Below are 26,970 nucleotides of genomic sequence, written 5' to 3' on the forward strand. Positions count from 1 at the left end.
GCGACTTCCGGAACCTGCCTCTGAAGCAATGATTCGCAGCTCGCGCCCCCATTCCCCGGCCGGCATCCGCACGCGTGGGGGGAAAGGGCCGGGGCCGGATGGAATCGTACGGGGACCTCATCGCGGCCGATGACGTGCTGCTCTTCGTCAACGCCGCGATCACGTCGACCGGCCAGCGCGAATTCCACAGCGACGCGGACGAGCAGCGGCTGTCGCTGGACTTCCTCCACGCCTACATGCTGGGGAACTACAGGGACCTGTACGCCGGGATCCTCGCGCTCGACATCAACGACCACAACGCGGTGCTCATCATCCGGCACCTGCTGGAGACGACCCGCGAGGCCACCGCCGAGCAGCGCCGCAGCGAGGGCCGGCTGATCGAGGGCCGCCTCGCCATGCTGCCGCCGCAGCGCGTGTACCGCCTCTTCGGCGCGCTGCGCCGAGCCCGGGTGAACAACCGGCGCACCCGCGCGATCATGCGCGACTGGCTGTCCGCCCGCCCGGACCCGGCCCTCGACGCCGTCAAATACCGCGGCGGACTCAAGCGCGCCCTGCGCCACGCGCACCTGGTCCCCGCCAACGACGAACTGGCGACGTTCGTGTTCGCGCCGCGGACCCGCGCGCGCTACGAAACGCCCCTCCTGGAGACCTGGCGCCGCGCGCACTACGAGCAGGGCGCCCTGTACGGGCTGCCCTACACGGCCGCCGAAGGCTTCGCCGCCCGGCACGGCATACCCCGGACCGTCTTCCTGGAGCGGATGGCCCCGCGGATGACCCGTCTCGAGACCCTGCGGCTCCAGGAATCCGCGAGCAGGCACGGGGCCACGGGTGTCCGGGCGGACCTGGCGGGGATGCCCCTGACCCGACTGGCGGCCTACGTGCTCTCGATGCCCGTCGCAGACCGCCTGCGTCGGCGCGCCGAGCTGACCCGCGCCCTGGATTCGGCCGCCGCCCGCGTGGCCGGCCGCCACCGGGGGACCTGGGGAACGGTCACCGCCGTGCTGGACGACAGCTTCTCCGCCTCCGGTTCGGGGCACAAGCGCCGTCGGCCGCTCGCCGTCGCCCTGGCCTGCCACCACCTGCTCGCGGCCCTGGCCGGCAGCTACACCGGACTGTGGACGTCCGGGCGGACGGACGCGCTGCTGACCCACCCGTACGGGCCGACGCCGTTGGGCCGGCGGATCCTCGACGCGCTGGACACCGCCCCGTCCCGGCTGGTGATCGTCTCCGACGGCTGGGACAACGCGCCCCCCGGTCTGGCCGCCGAAGTGCTGCGCCTGTGGCGGACCCGGATCGACCCCGGGCGCGGCACCAGCATCGTGCACCTCAACCCCGTATACGACGCGGCCGACTTCGACGTGCGCAGGTTGTCCCCGTCCGTGCCCACCGCGGGCATCCGCGACGCCGAAGACCTGCCCGCGCTGGTGGAGCTGGCCCAGTTCGCGGAGGGGCGGACCGGCCTGGCCGAACTGACCGCCTACATGGAGAGCCGCGCGCTGCGCATGACGCACGGCCGCCGCCCCGAGGAGGCCCGATGACCACGCTCGACCTGACCGGCCTGGCCACCCGCCCCTCCCAGGTCTGGGGCGCCGTCCGCCTGGTGCCGCTCGTGCGGGACGAACCCGTCCTCGACCTCCGCCTGGGCACGAAGGCGTACGGCGAGGGCGAAGGGCTGGTCGACGTCGGCCCGCGCGCGGCCTACGTCTCCTACATCCCGCACGGATTCGTCGCGAGCTGGACGGGCGACGGCACGCCGGCGGCCGCCTACGGCACCCAGCTCTCGGCCGACGGTGACGCGGCTCCCACCGCCACGATGGGCCTGCGCTTCCACCGCAGGATGGCCCGCCGCCAGGCCAAGGACCGGCTGCGGTTCCTGCCCATGCACCTGGCCCTGGAGGGCTACCTGGCCCTGCACTTCGGCGGTCCCTCGATCGCCTGGGACGAGTGGTCGCAGCGCGCGATCCGGCAAGGTCTCTCGCCCCGGGTCGAAGAGGCGTACCTGGGTGCGGAGGTGAGCGGGCTCGCCGACGCGCTGCGCGTCTTCGAGATCCACCCCGGCCAGTGCGGCGTGATGATCTACGTCGCCGACGCGCTCGCCGCCGCGTTCGTGGTCCCGCATCCCGATGACTACCGCGCGCTCCACCCGACGCTCGTGCGGGACCTGTACGGCGAACTGATCCACCACTACGCCCTGTTGATGCCGCCGGTACAGGACTTCCGAGCCCGTATCCCCGACGCGCGGGTCCGCTCCCTGGCCGACCTGCGCACCGCGGCCGCCGAGCAGGAGCACGCGTGGACGCGCTTCCACGACGCGACCATGGCCGCCACCCTGCTGGACGGCGCGTACAGCTGGCAGACGGTGTACCGGATGGGTCGCTTCGCCCTGTCCCGGTTCCTGCCGCCGTTCCTCCCCAAGCAGGACAACCACATCGGTGAGGCCATCACCGACGACACGGGCAGGGTCGTCTACCTCAAGACGTTCCGCTTGTCGGAGAGCCAGGTCCGCCGCGGCCATCTGCTCAGCCGACTGGCCTCCCACGACTGGCACGTGGCGGACACCGCGGCCGGTCTCGGCGTCACCGAGGCGCAATTGGGCCTGCGCCTGGAGTCCGCGGGCTTCGGCTTCCTGCTCCGGCAGGACGTTCTGGACGCATACCGGAAGCAGGAACGGTCTCGCCGGAGCTGAACGGACCCCGTTCAGCCGTGCAGCAGATCCGTCCAGTTCCGCGGGACCCGGCCGGCCGGGCCCGGCGCCGGCTGGTCGGCGGGGTGTCCGGCCGGTGGCGCCAGCTCGGGCCCGGACTCGTACAGCGCGTCGGTGGCGTAGTCCCAGAACCAGTCCTCGCCCGGCTCGAAGCTCTGCACGAGCGGATGACCGGTGGCCTGCCAGTGGGCCGTGGCGTGCTGGCCCGGCGAGGAGTCGCAGCAGCCGATGTGGCCGCACCGGGCGCAGCGCCGCAGGTGGAACCACCAGCCGCCGGCCGCGTCGCACTCGCGGCAGCCCGTGCCGGAGGGCGGGACGCGGGGATCGATTCCGGTGTCGGCGCCGGTGTTGTCGCTGGTGGTCATACGGGCTCCTCGGTGGTCGTGGTCGCTGATTCCTCGGCGGTCAGCGGGAGCAGCACCTGGAACCGGGTGTCGCCCGGTTCCGACTCGACCTGGAGGCTGCCGTGGTGCTTGTTGACGACGATCCGCCAGGAGATGTCGAGGCCGAGCCCGGTGCCCTCGCCGATCGGCTTGGTGGTGAAGAAGGGATCGAAGATGCGGCTGCGGATGTCCGCCGGGACGCCCGGACCGGTGTCGCGGAACTCCACCAGCAGCCGGTCGCCCTCCCGCGCGGTGCGGACCGTCAGCGTGCCGTCGCCGTCACCGCCGCCGCTCCTGATCGCGGACACGGCGTTGTCGATGAGGTTGGTCCACACCTGGTTCAGCTCCGCCGGGTAGGCCGGTACATCCGGTACGGAGCGGTCGTAGTCCTTGACCACCCGCACCCGGGGGCCGATCTTGCCGGACAGCATCAGCAGGGTGCTGTCGAGGAGCTCGTGCACATCGACGACGCGGTACGGGGCGCGGTCCAGCTGCGAGTACTGCTTGGCGGCGTCCACGAGGTGGGAGATGCGGGCGGTGGAGTCGTTGATCTCGTCCATCAACAGCTCGGTCTCCACCGTGTAGTTGAGCCACCCGATGGCCCCCGGCAGGATGTCCTCGGCCACGGTCGCCGCGATCTGCTCCAGCCAGTCCGTGTCCAGCCCGGCCTGTACGAAGACGGGCGCGATCCGCCACCCCTCCTGGATGCCGTGGTCGTCGAGCCAGTCGGTGAGCTGGTCCTCCCGGTCCGATGCCTCCAGCGGGCTCAACACCGGTGCCTTGGCGACGCGTTCGGCCGTGCGCTCCTGGATCTCGATGAGCTCGGCGAGGGCCTCGCGCGAGTAGGGGCCCCGGGCGATGACGGCCAGCTTGTGCCGCATCTTGCCCACCCGTTCCCGCAGCGACGCGGTGGCCCGTACGGCGGCCGCGGCCGGATTGTTGAGCTCGTGGGTGAGCCCCGCGGACAACGACCCCAGGGCCAGCAGCCGTTCACGCTGGCCGATCACCCGCTGGCTGTCCTTCGCGCCGAAGAACAGCCCCTCCAGCAGGTGCGCGGCCATCGGGAACCATTCCTGCATGACGCACGCGAACGACTCCGCGGGCAGCACGAAGAACCGCGTCGGCTCGGTCACCCGCATCGAGTTGGTGTAGGTCTGCGGCACCCGGTCGCCCAGGTACGCCTGCATGGCTCCCGCGTACACGCCGCGCTGCGAGGTGCGGCTCACCTCGACGTCGTCGCCGCCGACCCGGCGGGACAGGACGACCGTGCCCTCGATCATCACGAAGAAGCAGGTGGCCGGGTCCCCCTCGGTGTACACCGGGCCGGGTTCGAACCGCTCCACCCGCCCCTCGCGGCACAACTGCCCGAGCTGCTCCGGGGTCAGCTTCTCGAACAGGAACAGCGAGGCGATCTCCTGCGGCCCGCAGGGCATGACCTGCCCGCTCATGACTCCTCCAGGTACCGGTGGACGAGCATCACGGCCATGGCTCCCTCTCCTACGGCGGACGCGACGCGCTTCGCCGACCGGGCGCGCGCGTCACCCGCCACGAACACGCCGGGGATGTTGGTCTCCAGGTGGTAGGGCGGCCGGTCCAGCGCCCACTCGCCCGGTGGCCGCCCGTCCGGGGTCAGGTCCGGGCCGGCCAGGATGAAGCCGTGCTCGTCGCGCAGCACCGTACCGTCCAGCCAGTCGGTCAGCGGGGCCGCGCCGATGAAGACGAACATCCACTGGGCGTCGACGAGTTCGGTCGCACCGCTGTCCACGTCCCGCAGGGTCAGCTGCTCCAGGTGTCCCTGGCCGTGCGCCGACTCGACGACCGTGCGGGTGCGCACGGTGATGTTCGGCGCCTCCTCGATCTGCTGGATCAGGTAGTACGACATCGACGCGGCCAGGGACGCCCCGCGCACCAGGAGCGTCACCGACTTCGCGCCGCGCGTCAGGTACATCGCGGCCTGACCGGCGGAGTTGGCGCCGCCCACGATGTACACGTCCTGCTCCTGGCAGGAGGCCGCCTCGGTGAGCGAGGAGCCGTAGTACACCCCGCAGCCGGTCAGCTCGTCGCAGCCCGGTGCCAGGAGGTGCCGGTACGACACCCCGGTGGCCAGGATGACGCTGTGCGCGGCGAGTGCCGAACCGTCGGAGAAGCGGACGACCCGCGCCGAGCCGTTCACCTCCAGCCCCGTGACCTCGCGCGCCGTGAGGATCTCGGCGCCGAACCGCCCCGCCTGGCGGCGCGCGCGCTCGGTGAGCTGCGCCCCGGACACCCCGTCCGGGAAACCGAGGTAGTTCTCGATGCGGGAACTCTGGCCCGCCTGTCCACCGGTCGCCGACCGCTCGACCAGTACGGTCCGCAGTCCTTCGGAGGCCCCGTACACCGCCGCCCCGAGCCCGGCCGGGCCGCCGCCGATGACCACGAGGTCGTAGAAATCGGCCGTCGGCGTCGTCGCGAGCCCGACGTGGGCGGCCAGATCGGGTGCTTCCGGCTCGGTCAGCACCGCGCCGTCCGGCGCGATCACCACGGGCAGCCGCTGGGCGTCGGCCCCGGCCGCCTCCAGGAGCCGCTGCCCCTCCGGCTCGTCGGAGGAGTACCACCGGTACGGCACCTGGTTGCGGGCCAGGAACTCCCGCACGGCCGAGGAACGCGCCGACCAGCGGTGCCCGACCACCTTGGTGGCCGGCACCGGCCGGTAGTCACTGGAGCGCCAGGCCGTGAGCAGGTCGTCCAGGACCGGGTACAGCTTCTCCTCGGGCGGGTCCCAGGGCTTGAGCAGGTAGTGGTCGAGGTCGACCACGTTGATCGCGTCGATGGCCGCGTTGGTGTCGGCGTACGCGGTGAGCAGCACCCGCCGGGCCCCCGGATAGACGGCGAGGGCCTGCTCGAGGAACTCGATGCCGTTCATCTGCGGCATGCGGTAATCGGCCAGGATCACCGCCACCAGGTCACCCCGGAGCTTCAGCTCCCGCAGTGCCTCGAGCGCGGACTCACCGGACTCGGCGCGCACGATCCGGTACCCGGCGCCGAAGTGACGCCGCAGGTCGCGGGCGATGGCACGGGAGACCCCCGGGTCGTCGTCCACGGTCAGGATGACGGTCCGCGCGGTCTCGGCGGCCTGTGTCATACGTTCCACCCCAGGTCCTCTGGGTGCGGCGGCGGGCGTGCCGCCCGCACCGTTTCCCGCCCATCGTATGTTCGATCGCCCGGCCCCGCTCCGGATGCCGCGTTCCCGCCCGCACCGGGTGCCCGCCGGGTCACCGCGCGCATTGCTTGTCACTCTTTAGCGTGGCCTCTAAATTTATAGAGGTATCTAAAAATTGGCGAAGGGGGCGTGGGCGCATGCAGGCATCCGAAGGGGGGCTGCGTGAGCATCACAAGGCCCGGCGGCGGAGCCGGATTCTCGACGCGGCGCGCGAACTCCTGCGGGAGAATCCGGAGTCGCTCATCAGTACCGAGCGCATCGCCGAGCGGGCCGAGGTCGCTCCGGCCACCGTGTACAACCTGATCGGACCGCGCGAGAAGATCTGGGAGGCCCTTGCCCACGGGTTCACGGACACACTCGAGTGCCGGCTGACGGGGCTGGAAGCCGGGGACCCGCGCGAGGTGGTCCGGGTGACCGTGGACCTGTTCGTGGCCGACCCGGCGGTCTCCCGCCGCGTGGTGCGGGAGTGGGAGGAGAGCGGCCTCGTGCTGGCCCGCACCCCGCTCACCCAGCTCCGCCGGGCCATGGCCGCGGCCCGGTCGCGGGGGATCCTGCGCGCCGACGTCGACACGGACGCGCTGGCCGCCGTCGTCGGCACCTCGTGCGTGGGCGCTCTGCACCAGTGGGTCGCGGGCCTGACGGACGACGACCGGTTCCTCGCCCGGGCCCTGTTCGCCCTGGACGTCGCGCTCGCCGCGGCCGCCGCGGATGCCCACCGCGACGAGCTGCTGGCGCCGCTGCGCGGCGGGGGCGCGCGATGACGGCCGACGCGTCGTCACGGCCGCGCACCTTCGTGGGACGTGACGGGGTCCGGCTCACGGCGGACACCTGGGGCGATCCGTCCGCGCCACCGCTGGTCCTGCTGCACGCTGGGGGCCAGACACGGCACGCCTGGGACCGGTCCGGCCCCCGGCTGGCCGCGCTGGGGTGGTGGGTCATCGCTCCGGACCTGCGCGGGCACGGCGCCAGCGGATGGTCGGCCGACGGCGATTACGACCTCGGCCTGTTCGCGGGGGACGTCCGGGCGCTCGTATCCGCACTCGGCGGACGGCCGCTGCTCGTCGGGGCCTCGCTCGGCGGTTTGGGCGCACTGCTCGCCGCCGGAGAGGAACCCCGGGCGGCGGTTCGCGCGCTGGTGCTCGTCGATGTGGCTCATCGACCGGATCCCCGCGGGACCCGCCGCATCGTCGAGTTCATGCGTCACCGTCCGGACGGTGACCAGGCGGTCCGGCACTGGGACCCCCGGGTGATGGACTGGTTCGCGGGACGGATGGACCCGCCGGGCGGGGCGGAGCGTCTCCTGGGCGCCGCACGGCACGCCGATGTGCCGGTCCTCCTCGTCCGCGGCGCGCTCAGCGACATGGTGACCGAGGCCGCTGCCCAGGAGTTCTGCGCCGAGGTGCCCCGCGCACGGTACGTGGACGTGGCCGACGCGGGACACATGGTGGTCGGCGACCGGAACGATCCCTTCATCGAGGCGCTCGTCCCGTTCCTCGCGGGCATCGGCTGAACGGATCGGCCGGTCGCGGAGGCGATCGTACGGTCGGCGATCGTACGGTCCGGCGGTCCGGCGGTCCGGCGGCCCGGCGGTCCGGCGGCCCGGCCGGGCGCCGGTCAGGCATCGCGCGGTGCGAACAGCCCCCGGACGGTTTCGGTGGCCAGGTCGCGCAGCCAGGCGTGGGCGCGGTCCTCGTCGTAACGCTGGTGCCAGAGCAGGTACAACGGGACGTCCGGCAGCGGGAGCGGCAGCGGCAGCGTGACGAGGCCGAGCTGCTCCCGGGCCGCCCGGGTGACGGCGTCGGGCATGGTGACCACCAGGTCACTGCCCAGGGCGAGTTGGAGCGCGAAGGCGGCGGTGGGCCCGGCAGCCACGACCCGGCGGCCGAGACCGCGCGCGGTCAGGGCGTCGTCGATCGGGTCACGCAGGCTCCCGCGCCGCGAAACGGTGAGGTGTTCCGCATCCGCGTAGCGCTCGGGAGTCAGCGGGCCCTCGGCCAGCGGGTGACCCGGTCGCACGGCGACGACCAGCCGGTCCCTGCCGACGAGTCGGTGGCGGACGTCGGGGAGGGACGGAAGGCCGGAGCTGCTTTCGAGGTCGACCTCTCCCCGCCGCAACTCGGGTGTGTCCGTGCCCGCCTCGGCGGACAGGCGCAACTGGACGCCGGGGGCCTGGCGGTGGACGGCCGAGGTCAGGGCGGCACCGCAGGCGGCGGTCAGCGCGTCGTGCCAGCGAACGGTGAACACGCGCTCCAGAGAGGCCAGTTCGAGATCCTGCTGCGCGGACAGGAGCCGGTGGGCCTGCTGAACGAGGGCGTGGACCTCGGCGCGCATGGCCACCGCGCGGGTGGTGGGGACCATGCTGCGGCCCGTGCGGACCAGGATCTGGTCACCGGTGGCCTTGCGGATGCGGCCCAGGGAACGGCTCATCGCGGGTGCGGTGACATGGAGCCGGGCGGCGGCTCCGGCGACGCTGCCCTCTTCCAGAAGCGCGTCCAGGGCGGTGAGCAGGTTCAAATCCAGTTGCATGGGAGTAACTCTACAACTGAATAGCATGCACTTGTCGTTCATGGCGAGGCGGCCTAGTTTCAGAGGGCGGGCAGGACGAAGCGGCCCGCGACCACCGATTCCAGGGAGCCCGCCATGAGCACAGCCACGCCCTTCGACGCCGACGCGACCCTCATGTCCGACGCGACCCTCATGTCCGAGGTGACCGCCGCGGTGCAAGCCGCCGGGCGCACCCTGCGCGACCGCTACACCCCGCACGCCCGGGGCACGAGCCTGACCGAGATCGTCGCCGAGATCCACGCCAACGACGCCGCGGTGCTCGACGTGCTGCGGGAACCGCTGCTGCGGGCCCGGCACGGATCGCAGTGGGCCGAGGACGAGCTGGCCGGTGGCGCGCTCCCGCCGGGGGAGTGGTGGGTCGTCGACCCCGCCGAGGGCAACATCAACCACGTGCACGGCATGGAGGACTGGGCCGTGACCGCCACCCTGGTCCGCGACAACCAGCCGGTGCTCACCGTCGTCCACCTCCCGTTGACCGACGACACGTACACGGCGGTCGCCGGTGGCGGGGCCCGTCTCAACGGCCGGCCGATGACGGTGTCCGCCAAGACCGACCTGGGCGGCGCGCTCGTGGGAACCGGTCAGGCGAAGCCCGGCGAGGACGAGCGCACCTTCCGGCGGATCGGTGACTCGGTCACCGCCATGCTCGTGGCCGGCCTGGTCGTGCGCGTGTCCGTGCCCGCCACGATGCAGCTCATCCACGTCGCGGCCGGTCGCACGGACGCGTTCTGGCAGTTCTCCGACGTCCGCTCCGGTCTCGTCGCCGGCGCCCTCCTGGTCTCCGAAGCCGGGGGCGTCGTCACCGACTTGGCGGGTGAACCCTGGAGCACGGCCGGCCGCGACTTCCTGGCCGCGGCCCCCGGCATCCACGCGGCCGCCCTCAAGGTCCTGTCGCCGATCGTCTGACAGCTCCCCACCCGACCCGTTCCACCCACCCCACAGCGCAAGGAGCACCACCCCATGACCCGCATCGGCATCCTCGGCGCCGGCCGCGTCGGCAAGAACCTCGCCGACAAGCTCTCCGCCGCCGGACACCACGTCACGCTCGGCAGCCGGAGCCCGGCGGACAGCGCCGTCCCCTCCGACGGGGCCGCACCCCGCGTCGACGGCACCGCACCCCGCGTCGTCCTCGCCGACCAGCGCACCGCCGCCCGCACCGCGGACATCGTGATCAACGCGACGCCCGGCGACAGCGCCCTGGACCGCCTCACCGACCTGCGCGACGAACTCGCCGGAAAGATCCTCGTCGACGTCTCCAATGCCACCCGCGACACCGATGACGGCCTGCCCGGCGACCTGTGCTACCCCGGCAGCAGTCTCGCCGAGAAGCTGCAGGCGGCCCTCCCCGACACGCGTGTGGTCAAGACCCTCAACACCATGTTGTTCATGGTCATGACCGCACCCGACATCCTGGACACCCCGCCGACCGCCTATGTCTCCGGCGACGACGAGGACGCGAAGGGGACCGTCACCGGCCTGCTCGGTGATCTGGGCTGGCAGCCCGGCTGGGTCGAGGACCTCGGTGACATCACCACCGCCCGCGCCACCGAGGCCATGATCCTGGTCGTGCCCCACATCCTGCGGCGGCGCGGCTTCCAGCCCTTCGCCGTCTCGCTCGCCCGCTGACGGGCAGGGGGAGGCCCCGCCGCGTCAGTGGCCGGCGCGGTGGTGGCCGTGCCGACGCGGCCGGCCGGCCGTCAGCAGGAGGAGGGCCAGCCCGATCGGCACGAGGAACAGCGCGATGAAGGTCATGAACTCCCGCCTGCCCCCTCCCGGAAGGTCGACACCTGCGGGCCGCGCCGCGATGCGATTCAACGGATCGGCTTTTCTTCTAGTGCAGATTCACTACTCTTGACTGGTGCTCACTACCCAGTCTGGGGCTGCCACATGAGAGAAGACACCGCGTGACCGGCCCGTTGTTCGAGGTCAGCCACGTACTCGACACCGACGTGTCCGGTCTCCGACTCGTCGGCGCGCTGGACCTGGACGGTACCGCGCAGCTGCGTGCCGCCCTCACCCACTGTTTCGCGCGCCGCTCCGGCCGTATCGTGCTCGACCTCGCGGAGCTGCGCTTCTGCGACTGCGCGGGGCTCAACGTGCTGCTGGAAGCCAAGGCCACAGCGGATAGGATCGGCAGCCCGCTGTGCGTGGAGGGCGCTCGCGCACAAGTGGCCCGACTGTTCGCCCTCACGGGCGTCGACGAACTGTTCACCGTCAGCGTGCCGCGTCTACCCCCGAGGACCGTCTGATGCCGTCGACACCGCTGACCACGACCGACCCCGCGCCGCGCACCGCAGGGGGGCGCATCACCATCCTGCTCGTCGAGGACCACGACATGGTGGCCGAGGCGATCCGGCTCGCCCTGGACCGTACCGACGACCTGGAGGTGGTCGGCCGCAGTCTGTCCCTGACGGACGGGCTGGCCGACGCCGCCCGGCTGCGTCCCGCCGTCGTGGTACTGGACCGGCGGCTGCCCGACGGCGACGGCATCGCCGCCATCGCCCGGCTCAAGGCCGCGGCCCCCGGCACCCGGGTCCTGGTGCTGACCGGTGAGGGAACCCCGGCGGTGGCCGCCCGCGTCGCCGAGTCCGGCGGCTCGGGGCTGATCCTCAAGGTCGGCAGTCTGAGCGAACTCCTGGACGCCGTGCGCCTGGTGGCGGCGGGTGAAGTGGTGTTCAGCAAGGGCCTGCTCAGCGGAGCGCTGGACCGGCTGACCGGCCGGACCGCCGACCTGGGCTCCGCCCTGACCCCGCGCGAGCGCGAGACCCTCGGCCTGCTCGGCGACGGCCTCGGCACCGCCGAGATCAGCCAGCGGCTCGGCGTCGCCCTCAACACCGCCCGGAACCACGTCCAGCGGGTCCTGGAGAAGCTCGACGCCCGCTCCCAGCTGGAGGCGGTCGCGGTGGCCCGCCGTGAGGGCCTCCTGCGATGACCCGGAACGGACCCGCCGCACCCGGTGGCGCCCTCGCCCCGACCGAGACGGCGTTCACCCTGCTGGTCACGAGCGTCCTCGACTACGGCATCTTCATGCTCGACCCCGCGGGCCGCGTGACCACCTGGAACGCCGGCGCCGAGCGGATCAAGGGCTACCGTGCCGCGGACATCATCGGCAGGCACTTCTCGACCTTCTACCCGCCCGAGGACATCGCCGCCCGCAAGCCCCACCTGGAGCTGGAGGCGGCCATCGCGGAAGGCCGCCTGGAGGACGAGGGCTGGCGCATCCGCAAGGACGGCAGCCGCTTCTGGGCCAACGTCGTGATCACCCCCCTCTTCGACGAGACCGGCGAACTACGGGGCTTCGGCAAGGTCACCCGCGACATGACCGAGCGCCGCGCCGCGGAGCAGGCGCTCACCGAACGCCGTCGCCTGTTCACCCACCTGGTGCAGGCGCAGGAGCTGGAACGCCGCCGCATCGCCTGGGACGTACACGACGACTCCATCCAGGCCATGGTCGCCGTCGGCATGCGGCTGCAGCTGCTCGCCGACCAGGCGGGCGAGCCCTACGCGCACGAACTCGCCCAGCTCGACGCGTCCGTGCGCGAGGCGGTGGGCCGCCTGCGCAACCTCACCTTCCGGCTCCAGCCGCCCGGCATCGACCGGCACGGCCTGGTCGAGTCGCTCTCGCAGCACCTCGACGAGGTGGTGGCCGACGGCTGGGGGCTCACGCGGTTCCTGGAACACGACCTGGAGCGCGAACCCGCCCCCGAGACCGCGATCACCATCTTCCGGATCGTGCAGGAGGCGCTGCTGAACGTCCATAAGCACGCCCGGGCCAACTCCGTACGGGTCAGCATCGCCTCCGCGGACCGGGGCCTGCTCGTCCGCGTGACCGACGACGGTACCGGACACCAGGCGGTCGCCCGCAGGGCGCAGGAGCACTTCGGGCTGATGGAGATGCGCGAACGGGCCGAGACCGCCGGTGGCTGGTGGACCCTGCGCAGCGAACCCGGGCGCGGCACGACCGTGGAGTTCTGGGTGCCCGACCTGCCGTCGGGCGTACTGGACGAACCCCTGCCCGGCTCGCCGGACCCCAGGAGCTTCGACTCCCGGACCGCCCCCCAGGAGCCGGAGTGACCGAGTCCCTCACGTCCGAGGCAGCCACGCCCGAAGGCTCCCTGCGCGTGCTGATCTGCGACGACAACGACATGCTGCGTACGGCGCTGGCGGCGCTCATCGTGGCCCAGCCCGACTTCGCCCTGGCCGGCAGCGCGGCCGACGCCGACGAGGCGATCCGGCTCGCCGCCGCCCGCCAGCCCCACGTCGTGGTCCTCGACGTACGCTTCCCCGGCGGCGGACCGTACACCGCCGAGCAGATCATCCGCGCCGTCCCCGGCGTGCGGGTCCTGGTGTTCTCCGCGTACGGCGACCAGGGCCCGCGCACCGCGATGGCCGCGGCGGGCGTCGCGGGGTACCTCGTCAAGGGCATCACCAACGCCCGGCTGCTGGCCGAGATCCGGGCCCTCGGAGCCGAAGTCCTCGCGCGGCGGTAGCTTCCCGCCGACCCGGCGCCGACCGCCCCGGCGGAAGGGGAACGAAGGTGCGAGTGCCCGATCCGCCCGAACTTCGTGATCAACGGCCGCTCCGGCCGTTGGACCTCCCGACAGGTTCAGGCGGGCGCGGCAAGACGCGCCGCCGGACAGACGCGGAGGACGGGTGTCGACAAGCATGGCCGATGTGTTCGATGTGGCCGGATCCGAGCTCCGCTTCGTGCGCGGGCTGCTGGGCGAGGCGGGCCAGGACGCCTGGGACCGGCTGCTGGAGTGGTTCATCGACGACTACTTCCGGCTGGACGTCCTCGGGCTGGAGAACATTCCTGCCGAGGGCGCGGCCGTCCTCGTCTCCAACCACTCCGGGGCATGGGGGCTGGACGCCTTCGTGTTCCAGAAGGCCCTCACCCGGGCGCTCCGGCGCCCGATGAGCGTCCTCGCGGCCCCCCTGGTGTTCCGGCTGCCGGTGCTCGGCGTCTACGCCACGAAGAAGGGTGCGGTGCCGATCGATTCCCGCGTGGGGACGGAGCGGCTGAACAACGGCGAGCTGGTCGCCGTCTTCCCCGAAGGGATCTCCGGGCTGGAAAAGCCGTTCCGGGACCGCTATCAGCTCCAGCCGTTCAGCGCGGGGTTCGCGGTGGCGGCGATCCGGTCGGGTGCGCCCGTCATTCCCGTCGCCATCATCGGCGCGGAGGAATCCAGCCCCAAACTGGGCGAGATGCCCACCCTGGCCCGGCTGCTGGACCTTCCCTACCTGCCGTTGACCTCACCCTTCCCGCTGCCCTCGAAATGGCAGATCGTCGTCGGTGAACCGATCCCCGCGCCGGCGCAGCCGGTGGGCATCAGGGCGCGCTCCGAGGCCGCCCGCCGACTGTGCGTCGACGTCCAGGACACGGTGCAGCAGATGATCGACCAAGAGCGCGGCTGGCGGGAGCCGCCCGCGGACCAGGGTCCGTTGTGAAAGTGCTGGTCCAGGCTGCCCTGGGCGCATTTAGCGCACATTTACGGGATATTCATCGGCTCTTGACAGGGTGAGCACGTCGTGAAGCCGAGGACGCCGGTCCGCCAGGGGGGCCGGCGCCGACCCGCGAGGGAGTAACCGCCATGGCCACTGCATCGATCACCGGAGCCGTCGTCGTCGTGAACGTCGAGGGCGACACACCGCTCCGGCTGGACATGTCCCTGCAACGCCACTCCTACCGCCACTGCGCCACCAGCACGACCGCCGGGGAACTCAACAGCCTGCTGTACGCGGCCGTCGACAACGCCACCATCACCGCCGAAGCCGTGGAAGTCGGCGAGCAGATCGAGGGGCTCCTCGCCAAGGCCAAGGGCAGCTGGAAGGCGCTCTTCGGCAAGACCCTCACCGTCGGCTCGGGCCGCACCTACCTCGTCGACAACAGCGGCCTGAACCCGAACGGCTCGCCCAACCACTTCTTCGTCACCGGTGGCGCCAACGTCTGGGCGCAGGTGTCCCAGGCCGACTACGTCGCCGCCCGCGACGTCCGCCGCCTCGAGGAGGCGATCGCCACGCGCCGCGAGCGGGGGGACACGTACGACTACGTCAACCCGAAGAAGCTCAACGAGAAGCAGCGCGAGGCCGGCGGCGCCGCCAACCCCGTGGTGGCGGCCGTGCTGGCGGCGCGCGTCAGCCTGGACGCGGCCGCCGCCGACGACACCGCGTTCATCGCCGTCTCCGGTCGCAAGGACCTCGTCTCCCTCATCCGCAACACCTGACCCGAACGGCGCGGGCGAACTCGGTCGGCTCGGTCGGCTCAGTCGGCGAGGCGGCGGGCCGCGCGCCGGACATCGGCGGCGGCCCGTGCGCAGCGCTCCGCGTGCCCGAGCAGCACGGTGCGGAACTGTTCCCCCGCCGCGTCGGAGTTCCACCCGCTGTCCGCGGCGCACTGCTCCAGCTCCGCCGCGTGCCGGTCGAGCTGGGTGGCGCTCGCCGCCGCGAGGGAGCCGTACGCCGCCGGGGCGCAGCCGCGGCCGGTGACGGCGGCCCGTGCCGCGATACCGGCGCCGCGGGGCCCGGGAAGCGTCCCGGCCCCGGGGCCGAACGCCACGCGCAGCGTCTCCGGGTCGAGGCCGTGCGGCAGCCGGTCCCGGGGGAACCGGGGTGCGATCAGGACCGGCCGGGCGTGCGCCGCGACGCCCCGGACGATCTCCCCGGCGACGCGTTCGGCGAAGTCGGCGCCCGTACAAGGCGTCGGCGCCCCGCACAGCGGCGACGGCCCCGCGGCGTCGGAGCGCCCCGCCCCGTCGTGGTCGGGGGCGGGGGCCTCCCGCAGCCGGGCGGGCATGGCGAGCACCTCGGTGCCCGCGGCGATGGCCAGGCCCTCCCAGACGAAGTCCGACCGGACGGGATGCGCGACGGCGCCGATCGGCGGGTAGTGGCCGAGGGCCGAGGCCACCGCTCGGGCGGGGGTGTCGCAGGCCTCCACCGCGAGCAGGGCCAGGGCCTGGGCGGCCGTGTCGGCCGCGGCCCGTGACACCACGTCCAGCAGGTGCGCGATGGCCGCCACGGCGTCCGCGGCCGGGAAGGAGCCGATGCGCCCGGCCACCGAAGCGGGATCGGGCCCCTCGAGGTACGGACCGAGCCTGCGGAGCAGCGCCGCGTCGTGGCGGCCCTGCTCACGGCTGCCGACCGCTTCACCCGCGCGCCGCAGCACCTCGCTCAGCAGCCGGTCCTCGGCTGCCGCCGCGCCCACCACCACCCGGCGCGCCATGCGCGCCGTACCGGTGCACCAGTCCTCGCGGCCGATGGTGCCGTCGCCGAGCCGCCCCTCGAGCAGGCGGCGTACGTCGTCGGCGAGCAGCCCGCCGACCTCGGCGGCGGAGGGGAGCGCCTCGGCCGGGATGTCCGTGTGCCGGTAGAGGCCGCGGCGGTGTCCGGACGCGGTGAGCCGGACGGCGGGCCCGAGCGCGGCGTCGGCGTCGCCGCGGGCGAGCAGGTGCGCGGTGTCCTCGGGGGTCAACGGCACGAGGAAACTGCCGAACGGGGTGCCGATCCGTACGGGCGCGCCACCGTGGGTGCGCCGGAGGTGGGCCAGGAGCTGCCGGGTGGCGCCCTCCCGGGTGAGGGCGTCGAGCCCCAGCAGGCGGGCCGGGGCATCCGTCCACGGCAGCCGGTGACCGAGCATGGCCGCGCTGAACACGACGCTCTCCAGGGGCCGGGCGGCCCGCGGCCGCCGTCCTACCGCCGCGGGAGGGGCAGGGACCGAGGTCGGGACAGGGGCGGCGGCGGGGTCGGCCTGCGGGGTGGCCTGCGGGGTGGCGGAACCGGTTCCGGTGCTGTTCATGGGGGGCGTCCTCATCGGGTCACTTGTCGCGCAGCATGTAGGGCTGGTTCGCCGTGATGTCTCCGTCGTAGGCCCGCAGCAGCGCGTTGACCTGCTCGCGCAGCGGGGCCTGCGCTCCGCGAAGGCTGTCGGAGTAGGCCTGCGGGGCGTGCGAGAGCGGGTAGTCGTACGTCTCGTCCAGCCAGGCGAACTCGACCCAGTGGTCGGGGATGTCGTTGGGCGAGGCCGGACCTCGGCCGTCCAGCGTCGGGATCACGTCGTGCTTGTTGAGCAGGCTGATGACCCGGGTCGTGTGGTCCACGGGACGTTTGGCGTCGATGGGGGAGCCGAGCGCGACGACGTGGGTGATCCGGTACTCCGAGGCGATGCCGACGTCACAGGCCAGGTTCATGGCGGTGAGCCCGCCGAGACTGTGCCCGACCAGCATGAGTTCTGCCCCCGCCGGCACCCCCGCCCTGGTCAGGAGCGCCTTCACGGCCCTGGTGTAGGTGGTGTCGATGCGCAGCAGGCCGTCGAAGGCGCCGATGACGTCCTGCGGGGTGCTGTTGCTGAGGAGCCCGAAGCTCGTGCCGGGCAGCAGCAGGACGTACCGGACGGCACCGTCCGCGCAGGCGATGCGGCGCAGCAGCACCAGCCCGTGGTTGCCGAGCGCGCCGATGTCGTTCACGTAGCTGACGATGTCGTTGGAGGAGCCCGTGAGTACGGAGGCCAGGATCGGGTCCGCGTCCGTGCGTTCGGCCCGGCCGGGGCCGGAGTTGAGGCGTTTGAGCAGCGAACTGGGCAGCCCGAGGAAGGGGTCGGTGGCCGGAACCCCACCGGCCAGGGTCACCCAGGAGAAGCCGTCGTTCACGGGGTTCTCGTCGAGGAGGCCGGTCAGCGCCAGCAGCTCCATGATGACGGGGCTGACGGTCGTGAGCGCGCGGGTCACGCCCAGCCGCTCGACCAGCGCGAACAGTGCGCGCAGCGCCTCCAGCCGGTCGCCGCGCACCATCGCGTCGGTGAGCCGCCGGGCACACGGGGTGTCCAGGTTGGGGTGGGTGGCGGCGGCCGCCGCGATGCGCAGGGCGAAGGCGTCCACCGCCATGGCCACCGCGGCCGGCCGCCGGTAGGTCACGTTCCCGATGACCCGGGCCAGCTCACCCGCGATGCCGCCGTTCGCACCGAACCCGAGCCCTTGCGCACGGGTCAGTGCGCGGGCGCAGGACACCACGCTGCCCACCGCCCATGCCGGGTCGCGCAGGGCGCGCAGTCCCGATCGCCAGCTGCTGAGAGCCCCGGTGATTTCCGCCCCGGCCTGCCGGGCGGTCAGAGCGGCGTCGGCCAGCAGCAGCGAGGCCGCGACGAGCAGCTCGGTCTCGGTGGCCCGCGCCGGTACGATCCCGGGCCCCACCGGCTCGGCGGACCGGCTCTGCCCGGCCGCACCGGACACCGGCCCCGGCACCACTACTGACACCGGCACCGGCACCGGCACCGGTACCGTCCCGTCCCCGGCCGGTGCCGCGTCGACGGCCTTGCGCTGCCCGTTGAGGAGCTGCGGATCCGGATGCCCTGTCGCCTGGGGTGTCACGTAGCAACCTCTCGTCGCTGAGGGGGAGGTGAGCGCCGCCCCATGGCCCGTTGGTCGTGACACATGCTGACATTCGGTGTGATCACGTCGAGGCGCCGCACGGGTGGCCGGACGCATCCGCCGGCCCGCTCGCCCCGGCCCGCGCGGCAGTCACGGCGTCGGACCCCAAGGGAAAGCGCCGTTCGGCCATGCCCCGCGGCGGCCCGACGAACAGCCGGAGATCCCCGGCCCCACACGAGTGGGACGCCGGACCGCAGTTGACGCCACCCCCGATCGGAGGTCCGGCATGCTGGGGACACCGCAAGAGGGCGGTCGGCGAAGGAGTCAGGATGCAGCTGCGCGATGTACGGCTCGACGATGTGGACGCGTACGTCCGCATGCGGTGCGACCCGGTCATGATGGCCGATCTCGGCGGGCCGCTTCCCCGTGCGGGCATGGAGGAGAAGGTCCGTCGCGATGTCCAGGGTGTCGCATCGGGCACTCAGTGGATCAAGATGATCGTGCTCGACGAGGTGGATCCCGCGGCGTCGGCGGGAACGGTGACGCTCTATTCGCACCTGGAGGGCGACGAGCGGATTTCCGAGATCGGCTGGATGGTGCTGCCGGAGTTCCAAGGACGTGGAGTGGGCAAGCAGGCTGTCCGCGCACTGCTCGAGCTGGCCCGGGACGACGGCCGGTGGGGGTTCGTGCACGCCTTCCCGGCGACGGCGAACGCCCCCTCGAACGGGATATGCCGCTCGCTGGGATTCCAGTTCATCGAGGAGCGCGAGGTGACCTTCGCGGACCGCGTCCTGTCGAGCAACCACTGGGTCATCGACCCCCGTTCGGTGCGGGGGAGCGGCGGGCGGTGACGAGGAGCGAGCGCCGGTCGGGCATCCTGGACACCGTCGCGGGAACCGTTCCTCCGGATCCCGCGTGACCACGTAATGAAGAGTCGGCTGGAGAAGGGGACCGGATGCGCACACGGGCGATCATGAGCGTCGCGGTATCGGCCTGCGTGGCGCTGTTGGCGTGCGCGTGCGGTCCGGAGAAGGCGAAGGACGGCGCGGACGCGAAGCCCTCGCAGTCGTCGGCATCGTCCGCGTCCACCCCGGCCAAGGCGCCCTCGCCCGCGCCGTCGGCGTCCGCCGCGCCCGACAAGCCGTCGGCCACCCCGACCGGCAGGCTGCCCGCGCCCAGGACCAAGGAGCGCGCGATCCAGCGCTACGAGCAGTACCTCCACGGCCTCGGCCGCGAGGACATCACCACGGTCTGCGAGGTGGCCGGGCCCGGTGCGAAGACGGCACAGGACAAGGGATTCGGCCCGTGCACGTCGACCTTCGTCATGGTGTTCCAGATGATCTCGCCCGAGCAGAAGAAGGCCCTGCAGACCGCGACGGTCGATCCGCAGCGCGTCGTCGTGCGCACCCTCGACAAGATCGAGATGCCGCTGGAAGCGGTCAGGAGTTCCGCCACCTTCTCCGAGAGCGACCTCGGCAGCTACACCCTGGAGTACCTCGAAAACGACTACTACATCACCGATGGAATGTGACGTGGCGCGTATCGACTCCGCTGTGCCCCTGCCGAAGGCCGCCGGCAGGGGCACAGTAGTGATGTGGCCGATGTGGATGCGATCACGTGGGAGCTGTACGGGCTGAGGCCGGACGAATTCACCGCCGCCCGGGACGCCTCCGCGGCCCGGGCCCGCGAGGCGGGGGAGTCGGCGGCGGCGAAGCGGATCAAGGCCTTGCGCAAGCCGACGCTCGCCGTGTGGGCGGCGAACCTGCTGGCTCGCTCGGACCCGGACCAGGCCCAGCGGCTGCTGGACCTCGGTCAGGCCCTGCGCGAGGCGCACCGGAGCCTGGCGGGCGGGCAGCTACGGGAACTCTCCCACCAGCAGCACGTGGTGATCGCGGCCATGGCGCGCCGGGCGAAGCAGCTGGCCGAGGAAGCGGGTCTGTCCGTCTCCGAAGGCGTTCAGCAGGACGTCGAGCGCATCCTCCACACCGTCCTCGCCGACCGGGACACCGCCGAGATGTGGCTGCACGGTGTCCTGGCCAAGGCGCCGCCCCTGGCCGTCGGCTTCACCGCGCTCGAGCCCCCGCCCGGCGCGGGGCCGCCCCCGGAGCGGCCCCCGGCCGCCTCCTCGCCCGCCGCACCGGCCACGGCCCCGGCCACCCAAGCGGGCGGCGCCTCCGGAGCCGCGCCGGCGCGGATCGACGTCAAGGCACTCGAACGGGCTCGCGCGCAGGCGGACCGGACCTCCCGCGCGGCGGCGGAAGCGGAGGACGGGCTCGCGCGCGCGGAGCGGGAACTGGCGCGGGGCCGCTCGGGGCTCGACGCGCTCGACGAGCGGATCGCGGGCCTGCGGGAACAGCTCGACTCGGCCCGCGAGGAGCGGGCCCGGCTCAGCGCCGCTGCGGACGCCCTGGGCCGCCGCCACCGGCAGGCCGCTCAGACGGCGAAGACGGCGAGCACGGCAGCCCGAAAGGCCCAGGCGGTCCTCGCCGCGCTCCGGAAGCCTTGTTCTTGAATCCCCATTCATCTATGGTGGAGGCATGCCACGACCACGGGAGTTCGAACCGGAACGGGTCCTGGACGCGGCCATGCTGCGTTTCTGGGAGCGCGGGTACCGCGCCACGTCCATCGAGGACCTGGTGAAGGCGACCGGGGTGAAGCCCGGCAGTATCTACAGCGTCTTCCCCGGTGGGAAGCGTGCCCTGTTCGTGCAGTCCCTGGAGCGCTACTCGAAGCTCGTCGTCCCGCAGAAGCTCGGTGAACTGGACGCGCCCGGCGCCTCGGTGGCCGAGGTGCGCGGCTACTTCGACGGCCTGGTCCGCGATCTGACGAGCCCCGAGGGCCGCCAGGGCTGCCTCCTCGTCAACACCGCGATCGAGAGGGCCGCCGAGGACGACGAGGTCGCCGCCGTCGTGCGCGGCCACCTCGCCCGCCTGGAGCGCTGCATGAGCCGAGCTCTGGAGACCGCGGTGCGGCGCGGCGACGTACGGTCCGACGTGGACCCGGTCGGCGCCGCCCGGCTTCTGGTGGCCACCGCCCAAGGACTGATGGTGGTGGGCAAGGCCAACCCGGACGAGACGGTGCTTCGTTCGATCGTCGACAACGCCTTCGTCGGGCTCGCCCGCACCTGACGCCACCCCTGAGGGGCCCCCTCTTCGGGGTGGCCTCCGCAGACCCCGACCGACCCCTGTGGGTCGCCGCGCACCGCGGCGGCCTCTTTTTCGGCCCAGTAGTTGAATGCCTATTCAAGAATGGAGAGTGGCCATGCGCGCCATCGTCATCTCAGCCTTCGGTGGACCTGAGGTCCTCACCCTCACCGACCTTCCCGATCCGCGGCCCGCCCACGACGAGGTGCTGATCCGGGTCAAGGCGTTCGGCCTCAACCACGCCGAGACGTACATGCGCAGCGGCGCCTGGGGAGAGGTCGCCCCGGTCACCGGTATCGAGTGCGCCGGTGTCGTACAGGCCGACCCGAGCGGACGGCTGGCCGAGGGAACCGCCGTCGTGGCGCTCCTGGGCGGCATGGGTCGTACGAGGAACGGAAGTTACGCCGAGCTGGTGACCGTCCCCGCGAGCAACGTCGTGCCGATCCGGTCCTCGCTGGGGTGGGCCGACCTGGCCGCCTTCCCCGAGGTCTACGCCACCGCGTGGAGCGCCTTGCACGGGAACCTCGCCCTGCGACCCGGCGAGACGGTCCTGGTGCGGGGGGCCACCTCCTCGCTCGGCCAGGCCGCGGTCAACCTGGCCTCCGACCACGGCGCGACCGTGCTGGCCACCACGCGCGACCCGGACCGGGCCGGCCTGTTGAAGGAGATCGGGGCCGATGGGGTGCTCCTCGACGACGGCCGCCTCGCCCCGCAGGTCCGCGCGCGCGGGATCGAGGTGGACGCGGTGCTCGACATCGTGGGCAACAGCGCGCTGCGCGACTCGCTGGCCACCGTCCGCCCGCGCGGCCGGGTCTGTCAGCTCGGTTTCCTCGGAGGCCTCGCCCCCGTCCAGGACTTCGCCCCCCTGGCCGACATGCCCAGTGGTGTGCAGCTCAGCTTCTTCGGCAGCGCCTTCGTCCTGGGGACGGCGGACTTCCCGCTCGCGGAGGTGCCGTTCGACGCGATCTGCCGAAAGGTCGAGGACGGCACCTACCGGGCGCGACCGACCCGGACGTTCGGATTCCACGACGTCGTCGAAGCCCACCGGGTCATGGCCACCGGCCAGGCCCTGGGCAAGATGGTCGTCACCTTGGACTGACCGTCCCCAACTCGACGTGCTCGTCGCCCCGGTGGCCCGGATGGCCGCGCCGTTCCGGTGCGGCCACCCGGGTCTGGACGTGCTATTTTTGTGAGCGATCGTTCAACTAAGGGCAAGGGGGGCTTCGTGGGACGCAAACAGCTCTGGGATCAAGCGGAGGTACTGGCCTCCGCCATGCGGCTGTTCCGCAGCCGCGGCTACCTCGGGGCCTCGCTGAGGGACATCGAAGAGGCGACCGGCTTGCATCCGGGCAGCCTGTACCGGGCCTTCCAGAGCAAGGACGGCTTGTTCTGCGCGGCACTGGACGCCTACAACGACCAGGTGGTGCGGAGCCGGGTCCGGACCCACCTCCTGGAACCGCCGGACCCGGTGGCGGGCATCCGGTCGTTCTTCACCTCGACGTTCGAGACCGGACCCGATGCCGATCCCGATCCGGGTTGTCTGCTCACCAACACGGCCGTCGAATCCTTCGTCGTTCCGCAGGCCGCGGACGCCGTTCGCCGAGGGCTGGAGACGATCGAGTCAGGCTTCGCCGAAGCCCTGACGCGTGCTCGCGCGCTGGGTCTGCTCTCGGTGGCCCTGGACGTCGAGGTCTCGGCGGCCCAGCTGTTGGCCCTGTACCAGGGCCTGTTGGTACTGGTACGGGCCGGAGCCCCCCGCTCGAAACTGCACACCATCACCGACGGCGCGATGGCGTCGATCGGCCCCGTGAAAGAAGGCCTGCGATGAGTGACACACAGCATCTCTGGGAGAACTACGCCGCGTGCTGGTCGGCCGGTCCGGGCGAGCGGCTCGCCGCACTCGGAGCGGTCGCCGTCGACGACGTCGCCTATCGGGACCCGGGCACGGAGGTGCGTGGGCTGACCGAACTGGCCGACTACATGGCCGGGTTCGCCGGCGCGTTCCCCGGCCACCGGTTCCGGATCGAAGAGGTGCTCGAGCACCACGACCGGTCGCTCGCACGGTGGACCCAGCTCGGCGAGCAGGACGAACCCGCCATGTCGGGCGTGAGCACCGCGCGTCACCACGACGGCCGACTCGCCGACATCACCGGGTTCTTCCTCCCCGCCTGAGCGGACACCGCAGCCTCGCCGAGCAGGTGGCCGACCTCCCGGCACTGCTCGGCGGGGTCGGCACGCGGTGGAATTCAGGATGATCGAGTTCGACCAGGACCAAGACCAGGACCAGGACCAGGCCCGCGACCGGGCCCCGGCAGCGGGGCCGCCGGGCCGGGCTCCTTCAACCCGCCGGGGATGCGCGCCGCGGCGGCGTGCAGGGAGCGCAGGGCCAGCAGCAGCACTCCGATGTCGTCCAGGTACACCGGGTCCGGGATCAGGTCCAGGGGCGAGACGGTGTACACGACGGCGACCCAGAACAAGGCCTTGTCGCGCAGCGGGATTCCGGCGTCGAGCAGCAGCCGCCGCGCCGCGAAGACCCTCACCAGCAGCACGGCGGCGGCGACCGCGAGACCGGCGGCGACCACGGCGGCCAGGATGAGCCAGGCTTTTGCGTCCATGGCACCCGTATACCCGGTCCTCCTCCGCGCTACCGGGGCACCTCCTGGGCCTGGTCGTCTTCGACCGGCGGACCGCAAGGACAGCGGGGACCAGTGGGAGCGTGACGACCGCCGTGGGTGCGGGCTTCACGGGGCGCTACTGGTTGGTGGTCGCGGCCGAGGTCCTCGGGCTCCTGGCCGGGCTGCTGGTGATCACCCGCGTCCTGCACGCCCCGCGTGCGACCCTGCCGTGGATCGCCTTCGTGGTCGGCGTGCACTTCTTCGGCCTCGCCGTCGCGCGTCACCGCCATCGCGGTGGTCTCCGGCATCCTCCCCGGTCTCCTGCTCTTCGCCTCGGTGTGGCGCTCCGGCCGCTCCGGTCCCGCCCCGGTGGCGGCGCCGCCAGCGCCCGTGGGATAGCCGCCGCGCTGCCGAGCTGAGCCCGGGCCGTGTCGAGCCGGGCCGAACGGGCCGACACACGGTGCGGTCTCAGCGCGTCGGGGCCGACGGAGCCATGTCGTACGTCACCCACATCGTGCGCGTGGCCACCTGGCCGTACTTCGACCGCGCCCGGTGGTTGTCGTCGGCGGTGTGCGCTTATCGTGTTGACCGGCTCCGGGCGGCAGTGGTGGAGTCGGCACGTGGACAGCATCCCCGCCAACCGGCGGCTCTGGAATCAGATCAGCAACTCCTACCAGCACGCGCACGACCCGCGCATCGGCGCCACACCCCGGCTGTGGGGCATGTACTCCATCCCCGACGCACACCTGCGCGCCCTGGGCGACGTCACCGGCAAGCGTGTCCTCGAACTCGGCTGCGGCGCCGGGCAGTGGTCCAGGGCGCTCGCAGCCGAGGGCGCCCAAGTGGTCGGGTTCGACCTGTCCGAAGCCCAACTCGCCGCAGCGGACCGCGCGATGGGAGCGGCCCGCTACCCGCTCGTGCAAGGCGCCGCCGAGCAACTGCCCTTCGCCGCCGACAGCTTCGACCTCGTGTTCTGCGACTTCGGCGGGCTCAGCTGGGCGCCCCCGCACCTGGCCGTGCCGCAGGCGGCACGCGTCTTGCGCCGAGGCGGGCGCCTGGTGTTCAACGTCGCCAGCCCCTGGTTCGAAGCGTGCTACGACGAAGCCGCCAGCCGCGTGACCACGACGCTGCGGCAGGACTACTTCGGACTGGACACCATCGCCGAAGACGACGGCGCGACCAGCTATCAACTCACCTACGGCGACTGGGTCAGGGTCCTGCGCGGCGCGGGTCTCGTCATCGACGACCTCATCGAGCCGCGGCCCGAGGTCGGAACGCCCAACGGCTACAACGAAACCGACCCACCCGACTGGGCACACCGCTGGCCGGCGGAACTGCTCTGGGTCACCCACAAACCGTAAGCTGGCGCCATGATCAAGGGCGTGATGTTCGACTTTTCCGGGACCCTCTTCCGGATCGAACCGACGGCGCAGTGGCTGCGCGCGGTGGCAGCCGAAGCCGGTCTGGCCTTCTCCAGTGGTGAACTCGACGCGTGCGCCCGTCGGTTGGAAGAGTGCGGAGCTCAGCCCGGAGGGCTGCCTCCGCGCCACGTGCCACCCCATCTGGAGGCACTGTGGCGGGAGCGCGATCTGACCGCCGAACGGCACCGGGCCGCCTATACGGCCCTCACCAGGGAGGCGAAGCTGCCGTCAGCCGACCTGGCCGAGGCTCTGTACGACCGTTCTCAGGGGTCTGACGCGTGGCAGCCGTATCCTGACGCCGAGGAAACCCTGCGCGCCCTGCGCGGGCGAGGCATACCGGTCGCTGTCGTGAGCAACATCGGCTGGGACGTGCGCCCCCTCTTCCGCGACCACGGTGTCGATGACCTCGTGGACGCCTACTTCCTCTCCTTCGAGTGCGGGGTGGAGAAGCCCGGTCCCCGGATCTTCGAGATGGCGTGCGACGGGCTCGGAGTGGCGCCCGGCGATGCGCTCATGGTGGGAGACGATCGCGTCGCGGACGTCGGCGCCGCCGCCCTGGGGTGTCGGGTCCACCTCGTCGATCCCTTGCCCGTGGACCGGCGTCCCGGCGCGCTGGCAGAGGTGCTCCAACTCCTCTGACGCTGTCGGGCTCCCGACTGGGCAGCGGAGCGTCTGCCGTCAGGCGCGGCGCAATCCGGCCCGTACCGCTCGCTCGACCGGCGACGGCGCCGAGCCGCCGCCCAGGTCGAGGAGCCCACTCGGCTCCAGCGGCGGCTGGGCGAGGAAGCGCGGCGCGCTCCCGCCGTGCCGCTGGGCAGCGTGGATCAGGAACGGGTGGCAGAGGAACACGTCCCCCGCCTCTCCGGTCGCGGCCACCTCGCGGCGGCCCTCCGACGCCGGAACGGCGTCCGCGCACAAGGGGAACCACGGCCGGCCCTCCTCGCCCGCGCCGTCGAGCAGCGGCGGCAGGTCGAGGTGCGAGCCGGACCGTATCCGGGTCGGCGCGTCGTCCGGGCCGACATCGGTGAAGAGGAACAGCATGAGCAGCGCGCGCCCGCGCGAGCGCAGGTTCACCCGGTATTCCCCCGCCTCCCCGGTCCAGCCCGCGTCGAGGTGCCAGCCGTCGTCACCGGGGTCCTTCTCGCTCGGGAAGCGGAGCGGGAAGGTGCCCAACCCGAGCGGAGCGCGCCAGCGGCCCGCCCCCACCAGCTGGTCGTACGCCTCGTGCAGCGCCGGGGTGTTGGCCGCCTCGCGGAACGCGGGCGTGCCCATGGCCCCGATGCGTACGACGGGCTCCGTCCAGCCCGCGGGATCGTCGGGGGAGCAACCACTCGCCTCCCACAACTGCGCACGGCAGTCCTCCACCGTGGCCCGGGGGACGGCGCCCCGGACACGGACGAAACCATCCGCGACGAAGGACTCGATCTCCTGGTCGGTCAACAACGGTCTTTCCCCACAGGCTCGGCTCGGCGGCTACGGCTACCCGGCCAGCCTCACCAAGTGGCGGCGGCGGCGCACGGCAACCGGGTTTCCCCACGCCGAACGGAGACAGCGGGCGCGGGGCCGCCGCTCGCCACGGGC

Annotated in this window: 30 protein-coding genes; 22 read left to right on the forward strand and 8 right to left on the reverse strand. The window is 72.4% G+C overall.

Features of this window, described 5'->3' with window-relative positions; translation table 11 throughout:
* Positions 1 to 98 precede the first annotated feature (98 nt).
* Both ABT084_RS00650 and ABT084_RS00655 read left to right on the forward strand, forming a co-directional pair.
* Positions 99 to 1,538, forward strand: a complete 1,440-nt coding sequence (locus ABT084_RS00650) for a hypothetical protein (RefSeq protein ID WP_351037345.1) — start codon at positions 99 to 101, stop codon at positions 1,536 to 1,538.
* On the forward strand, positions 1,535 to 2,686 hold the full coding sequence (locus tag ABT084_RS00655) for an ARPP-2 domain-containing protein (RefSeq protein WP_351037347.1): 1,152 nt from the start codon (positions 1,535 to 1,537) through the stop codon (positions 2,684 to 2,686). Before ABT084_RS00650 ends, ABT084_RS00655 begins: the two co-directional genes overlap by 4 nt.
* An 11-nt stretch (positions 2,687 to 2,697) precedes the next feature.
* On the opposite strand, the gene ABT084_RS00660 is transcribed toward ABT084_RS00655, so the two are convergent.
* The 3 genes from ABT084_RS00660 to ABT084_RS00670 are packed head-to-tail and all read right to left on the reverse strand — an operon-like array spanning position 2,698 to position 6,208.
* Entirely contained in the window at positions 2,698 to 3,069 is a 372-nt protein-coding gene (locus ABT084_RS00660) for a UBP-type zinc finger domain-containing protein (RefSeq protein ID WP_351037348.1), read from the reverse strand.
* The gene (locus ABT084_RS00665) at positions 3,066 to 4,535 is read right to left on the reverse strand and encodes an ATP-binding protein (RefSeq protein ID WP_351037350.1); all 1,470 of its coding nucleotides are present in this window, start codon (positions 4,533 to 4,535) and stop codon (positions 3,066 to 3,068) included. The genes ABT084_RS00660 and ABT084_RS00665 overlap by 4 nt, the downstream gene beginning before the upstream one ends.
* Positions 4,532 to 6,208, reverse strand: coding sequence for an NAD(P)/FAD-dependent oxidoreductase (locus ABT084_RS00670; protein ID WP_351037352.1), 1,677 nt, complete (start codon positions 6,206 to 6,208; stop codon positions 4,532 to 4,534). Before ABT084_RS00670 ends, ABT084_RS00665 begins: the two co-directional genes overlap by 4 nt.
* Before the next feature lie 215 nt (positions 6,209 to 6,423).
* On the opposite strand from ABT084_RS00670, the gene ABT084_RS00675 reads away from it, so the two are divergent.
* Together ABT084_RS00675 and ABT084_RS00680 are read left to right on the forward strand one after the other, a co-directional pair.
* Positions 6,424 to 7,047 (forward strand): TetR/AcrR family transcriptional regulator, encoded by a 624-nt coding sequence (locus ABT084_RS00675; protein WP_351037354.1) that lies wholly within the window; start codon positions 6,424 to 6,426, stop codon positions 7,045 to 7,047.
* Positions 7,044 to 7,796, forward strand: a complete 753-nt coding sequence (locus ABT084_RS00680; RefSeq protein WP_351037356.1) for an alpha/beta fold hydrolase — start codon at positions 7,044 to 7,046, stop codon at positions 7,794 to 7,796. Before ABT084_RS00675 ends, ABT084_RS00680 begins: the two co-directional genes overlap by 4 nt.
* A gap of 104 nt (positions 7,797 to 7,900) precedes the next feature.
* On the opposite strand, the gene ABT084_RS00685 is transcribed toward ABT084_RS00680, so the two are convergent.
* The gene (locus tag ABT084_RS00685; RefSeq protein ID WP_351037358.1) at positions 7,901 to 8,812 is read right to left on the reverse strand and encodes a LysR family transcriptional regulator; all 912 of its coding nucleotides are present in this window, start codon (positions 8,810 to 8,812) and stop codon (positions 7,901 to 7,903) included.
* 114 nt (positions 8,813 to 8,926) lie between these two features.
* Between ABT084_RS00685 and ABT084_RS00690 the strand changes: the two genes are divergently transcribed.
* The 8 genes from ABT084_RS00690 (at position 8,927) to ABT084_RS00725 (ending at position 15,075) form a co-directional block, all read left to right on the forward strand.
* Positions 8,927 to 9,757: an inositol monophosphatase family protein gene (locus ABT084_RS00690; RefSeq protein WP_351037360.1), complete on the forward strand. Its 831-nt coding sequence runs from the start codon at positions 8,927 to 8,929 to the stop codon at positions 9,755 to 9,757.
* Positions 9,758 to 9,811: 54 nt separating this feature from the next.
* On the forward strand, positions 9,812 to 10,477 hold the full coding sequence (locus ABT084_RS00695; protein WP_351037362.1) for an NADPH-dependent F420 reductase: 666 nt from the start codon (positions 9,812 to 9,814) through the stop codon (positions 10,475 to 10,477).
* Positions 10,478 to 10,755: 278 nt separating this feature from the next.
* Entirely contained in the window at positions 10,756 to 11,100 is a 345-nt protein-coding gene (locus ABT084_RS00700; RefSeq protein WP_351037364.1) for an STAS domain-containing protein, read from the forward strand.
* Complete coding sequence (locus ABT084_RS00705; protein ID WP_351037366.1) at positions 11,100 to 11,783, forward strand: response regulator transcription factor; 684 nt, start codon at positions 11,100 to 11,102, stop codon at positions 11,781 to 11,783. Before ABT084_RS00700 ends, ABT084_RS00705 begins: the two co-directional genes overlap by 1 nt.
* Positions 11,780 to 12,925: a PAS domain-containing sensor histidine kinase gene (locus ABT084_RS00710; protein ID WP_351037367.1), complete on the forward strand. Its 1,146-nt coding sequence runs from the start codon at positions 11,780 to 11,782 to the stop codon at positions 12,923 to 12,925. Before ABT084_RS00705 ends, ABT084_RS00710 begins: the two co-directional genes overlap by 4 nt.
* Positions 12,922 to 13,341, forward strand: coding sequence for a response regulator (locus tag ABT084_RS00715; RefSeq protein ID WP_351037369.1), 420 nt, complete (start codon positions 12,922 to 12,924; stop codon positions 13,339 to 13,341). Before ABT084_RS00710 ends, ABT084_RS00715 begins: the two co-directional genes overlap by 4 nt.
* Positions 13,342 to 13,504: 163 nt before the next feature.
* Complete coding sequence (locus tag ABT084_RS00720; protein ID WP_351037371.1) at positions 13,505 to 14,299, forward strand: lysophospholipid acyltransferase family protein; 795 nt, start codon at positions 13,505 to 13,507, stop codon at positions 14,297 to 14,299.
* A 143-nt stretch (positions 14,300 to 14,442) separates the two neighbouring features.
* Positions 14,443 to 15,075 (forward strand): hypothetical protein, encoded by a 633-nt coding sequence (locus tag ABT084_RS00725; RefSeq protein ID WP_351037373.1) that lies wholly within the window; start codon positions 14,443 to 14,445, stop codon positions 15,073 to 15,075.
* Positions 15,076 to 15,113: 38 nt separating this feature from the next.
* On the opposite strand, the gene ABT084_RS00730 is transcribed toward ABT084_RS00725, so the two are convergent.
* The gene (locus tag ABT084_RS00730) at positions 15,114 to 16,643 is read right to left on the reverse strand and encodes a cytochrome P450 family protein (protein WP_351037375.1); all 1,530 of its coding nucleotides are present in this window, start codon (positions 16,641 to 16,643) and stop codon (positions 15,114 to 15,116) included.
* 19 nt (positions 16,644 to 16,662) lie between these two features.
* Positions 16,663 to 18,210 carry a lipase family protein gene (locus tag ABT084_RS00735; RefSeq protein ID WP_351037377.1) on the reverse strand — a complete coding sequence of 516 codons (1,548 nt, stop codon included), beginning with the start codon at positions 18,208 to 18,210 and terminating at the stop codon, positions 16,663 to 16,665.
* Between the two features lie 329 nt (positions 18,211 to 18,539).
* On the opposite strand from ABT084_RS00735, the gene ABT084_RS00740 reads away from it, so the two are divergent.
* The 7 genes from ABT084_RS00740 (at position 18,540) to ABT084_RS00770 (ending at position 23,525) form a co-directional block, all read left to right on the forward strand.
* A complete protein-coding gene (locus ABT084_RS00740) occupies positions 18,540 to 19,061 on the forward strand; it encodes a GNAT family N-acetyltransferase (RefSeq protein WP_351037379.1) in 522 nt (173 codons plus the stop codon).
* 104 nt (positions 19,062 to 19,165) lie between these two features.
* A complete protein-coding gene (locus ABT084_RS00745; protein ID WP_351037381.1) occupies positions 19,166 to 19,741 on the forward strand; it encodes a hypothetical protein in 576 nt (191 codons plus the stop codon).
* Between the two features lie 63 nt (positions 19,742 to 19,804).
* Complete coding sequence (locus ABT084_RS00750; protein ID WP_351037382.1) at positions 19,805 to 20,722, forward strand: hypothetical protein; 918 nt, start codon at positions 19,805 to 19,807, stop codon at positions 20,720 to 20,722.
* Positions 20,723 to 20,747: 25 nt separating this feature from the next.
* Positions 20,748 to 21,338 (forward strand): TetR/AcrR family transcriptional regulator, encoded by a 591-nt coding sequence (locus ABT084_RS00755; RefSeq protein WP_351037384.1) that lies wholly within the window; start codon positions 20,748 to 20,750, stop codon positions 21,336 to 21,338.
* Positions 21,339 to 21,471: 133 nt separating this feature from the next.
* Positions 21,472 to 22,452 carry a zinc-binding dehydrogenase gene (locus ABT084_RS00760; protein ID WP_351037386.1) on the forward strand — a complete coding sequence of 327 codons (981 nt, stop codon included), beginning with the start codon at positions 21,472 to 21,474 and terminating at the stop codon, positions 22,450 to 22,452.
* 126 nt (positions 22,453 to 22,578) lie between these two features.
* Positions 22,579 to 23,181 carry a TetR/AcrR family transcriptional regulator gene (locus tag ABT084_RS00765; RefSeq protein ID WP_351037387.1) on the forward strand — a complete coding sequence of 201 codons (603 nt, stop codon included), beginning with the start codon at positions 22,579 to 22,581 and terminating at the stop codon, positions 23,179 to 23,181.
* Complete coding sequence (locus ABT084_RS00770; protein WP_351037389.1) at positions 23,178 to 23,525, forward strand: nuclear transport factor 2 family protein; 348 nt, start codon at positions 23,178 to 23,180, stop codon at positions 23,523 to 23,525. The genes ABT084_RS00765 and ABT084_RS00770 overlap by 4 nt, the downstream gene beginning before the upstream one ends.
* Positions 23,526 to 23,599: 74 nt before the next feature.
* On the opposite strand, the gene ABT084_RS00775 is transcribed toward ABT084_RS00770, so the two are convergent.
* Positions 23,600 to 23,968 carry a YkvA family protein gene (locus tag ABT084_RS00775; RefSeq protein WP_351037391.1) on the reverse strand — a complete coding sequence of 123 codons (369 nt, stop codon included), beginning with the start codon at positions 23,966 to 23,968 and terminating at the stop codon, positions 23,600 to 23,602.
* Positions 23,969 to 24,069: 101 nt separating this feature from the next.
* Between ABT084_RS00775 and ABT084_RS00780 the strand changes: the two genes are divergently transcribed.
* The 3 genes from ABT084_RS00780 to ABT084_RS00790 all read left to right on the forward strand — a co-directional run bounded on the left by ABT084_RS00780 (position 24,070) and on the right by ABT084_RS00790 (position 26,028).
* Complete coding sequence (locus tag ABT084_RS00780; protein WP_351037393.1) at positions 24,070 to 24,387, forward strand: hypothetical protein; 318 nt, start codon at positions 24,070 to 24,072, stop codon at positions 24,385 to 24,387.
* Between the two features lie 201 nt (positions 24,388 to 24,588).
* Positions 24,589 to 25,329: a class I SAM-dependent methyltransferase gene (locus tag ABT084_RS00785; RefSeq protein WP_351037395.1), complete on the forward strand. Its 741-nt coding sequence runs from the start codon at positions 24,589 to 24,591 to the stop codon at positions 25,327 to 25,329.
* Between the two features lie 9 nt (positions 25,330 to 25,338).
* Positions 25,339 to 26,028 carry an HAD family hydrolase gene (locus ABT084_RS00790; protein WP_351037396.1) on the forward strand — a complete coding sequence of 230 codons (690 nt, stop codon included), beginning with the start codon at positions 25,339 to 25,341 and terminating at the stop codon, positions 26,026 to 26,028.
* Positions 26,029 to 26,067: 39 nt separating this feature from the next.
* On the opposite strand, the gene ABT084_RS00795 is transcribed toward ABT084_RS00790, so the two are convergent.
* Positions 26,068 to 26,829, reverse strand: coding sequence for a phytanoyl-CoA dioxygenase family protein (locus ABT084_RS00795; RefSeq protein WP_351037397.1), 762 nt, complete (start codon positions 26,827 to 26,829; stop codon positions 26,068 to 26,070).
* Positions 26,830 to 26,970: the final 141 nt, after the last annotated feature.

This window comes from Streptomyces sp. NPDC002138 (assembly GCF_040296485.1).
Lineage (GTDB): Bacteria > Actinomycetota > Actinomycetes > Streptomycetales > Streptomycetaceae > Streptomyces.

Bases quoted from the DNA above. Each gene is read 5' to 3' on its own strand.
- ABT084_RS00790 (WP_351037396.1), top strand. From the start codon at position 25,339: ATGATCAAGGGCGTGATGTTCGACTTTTCCGGGACCCTCTTCCGGATC.
- ABT084_RS00675 (WP_351037354.1), top strand. From the start codon at position 6,424: ATGCAGGCATCCGAAGGGGGGCTGCGTGAGCATCACAAGGCCCGGCGG.
- ABT084_RS00685 (WP_351037358.1), bottom strand. From the start codon at position 8,812: ATGCAACTGGATTTGAACCTGCTCACCGCCCTGGACGCGCTTCTGGAA.
- ABT084_RS00705 (WP_351037366.1), top strand. From the start codon at position 11,100: ATGCCGTCGACACCGCTGACCACGACCGACCCCGCGCCGCGCACCGCA.
- ABT084_RS00730 (WP_351037375.1), bottom strand. From the start codon at position 16,643: ATGAACAGCACCGGAACCGGTTCCGCCACCCCGCAGGCCACCCCGCAG.
- ABT084_RS00775 (WP_351037391.1), bottom strand. From the start codon at position 23,968: ATGGACGCAAAAGCCTGGCTCATCCTGGCCGCCGTGGTCGCCGCCGGT.
- ABT084_RS00650 (WP_351037345.1), top strand. From the start codon at position 99: ATGGAATCGTACGGGGACCTCATCGCGGCCGATGACGTGCTGCTCTTC.
- ABT084_RS00755 (WP_351037384.1), top strand. From the start codon at position 20,748: ATGCCACGACCACGGGAGTTCGAACCGGAACGGGTCCTGGACGCGGCC.
- ABT084_RS00665 (WP_351037350.1), bottom strand. From the start codon at position 4,535: ATGAGCGGGCAGGTCATGCCCTGCGGGCCGCAGGAGATCGCCTCGCTG.
- ABT084_RS00655 (WP_351037347.1), top strand. From the start codon at position 1,535: ATGACCACGCTCGACCTGACCGGCCTGGCCACCCGCCCCTCCCAGGTC.
- ABT084_RS00725 (WP_351037373.1), top strand. From the start codon at position 14,443: ATGGCCACTGCATCGATCACCGGAGCCGTCGTCGTCGTGAACGTCGAG.
- ABT084_RS00760 (WP_351037386.1), top strand. From the start codon at position 21,472: ATGCGCGCCATCGTCATCTCAGCCTTCGGTGGACCTGAGGTCCTCACC.
- ABT084_RS00670 (WP_351037352.1), bottom strand. From the start codon at position 6,208: ATGACACAGGCCGCCGAGACCGCGCGGACCGTCATCCTGACCGTGGAC.
- ABT084_RS00680 (WP_351037356.1), top strand. From the start codon at position 7,044: ATGACGGCCGACGCGTCGTCACGGCCGCGCACCTTCGTGGGACGTGAC.
- ABT084_RS00690 (WP_351037360.1), top strand. From the start codon at position 8,927: ATGAGCACAGCCACGCCCTTCGACGCCGACGCGACCCTCATGTCCGAC.
- ABT084_RS00770 (WP_351037389.1), top strand. From the start codon at position 23,178: ATGAGTGACACACAGCATCTCTGGGAGAACTACGCCGCGTGCTGGTCG.
- ABT084_RS00745 (WP_351037381.1), top strand. From the start codon at position 19,166: ATGCGCACACGGGCGATCATGAGCGTCGCGGTATCGGCCTGCGTGGCG.
- ABT084_RS00710 (WP_351037367.1), top strand. From the start codon at position 11,780: ATGACCCGGAACGGACCCGCCGCACCCGGTGGCGCCCTCGCCCCGACC.
- ABT084_RS00695 (WP_351037362.1), top strand. From the start codon at position 9,812: ATGACCCGCATCGGCATCCTCGGCGCCGGCCGCGTCGGCAAGAACCTC.
- ABT084_RS00660 (WP_351037348.1), bottom strand. From the start codon at position 3,069: ATGACCACCAGCGACAACACCGGCGCCGACACCGGAATCGATCCCCGC.
- ABT084_RS00740 (WP_351037379.1), top strand. From the start codon at position 18,540: ATGCAGCTGCGCGATGTACGGCTCGACGATGTGGACGCGTACGTCCGC.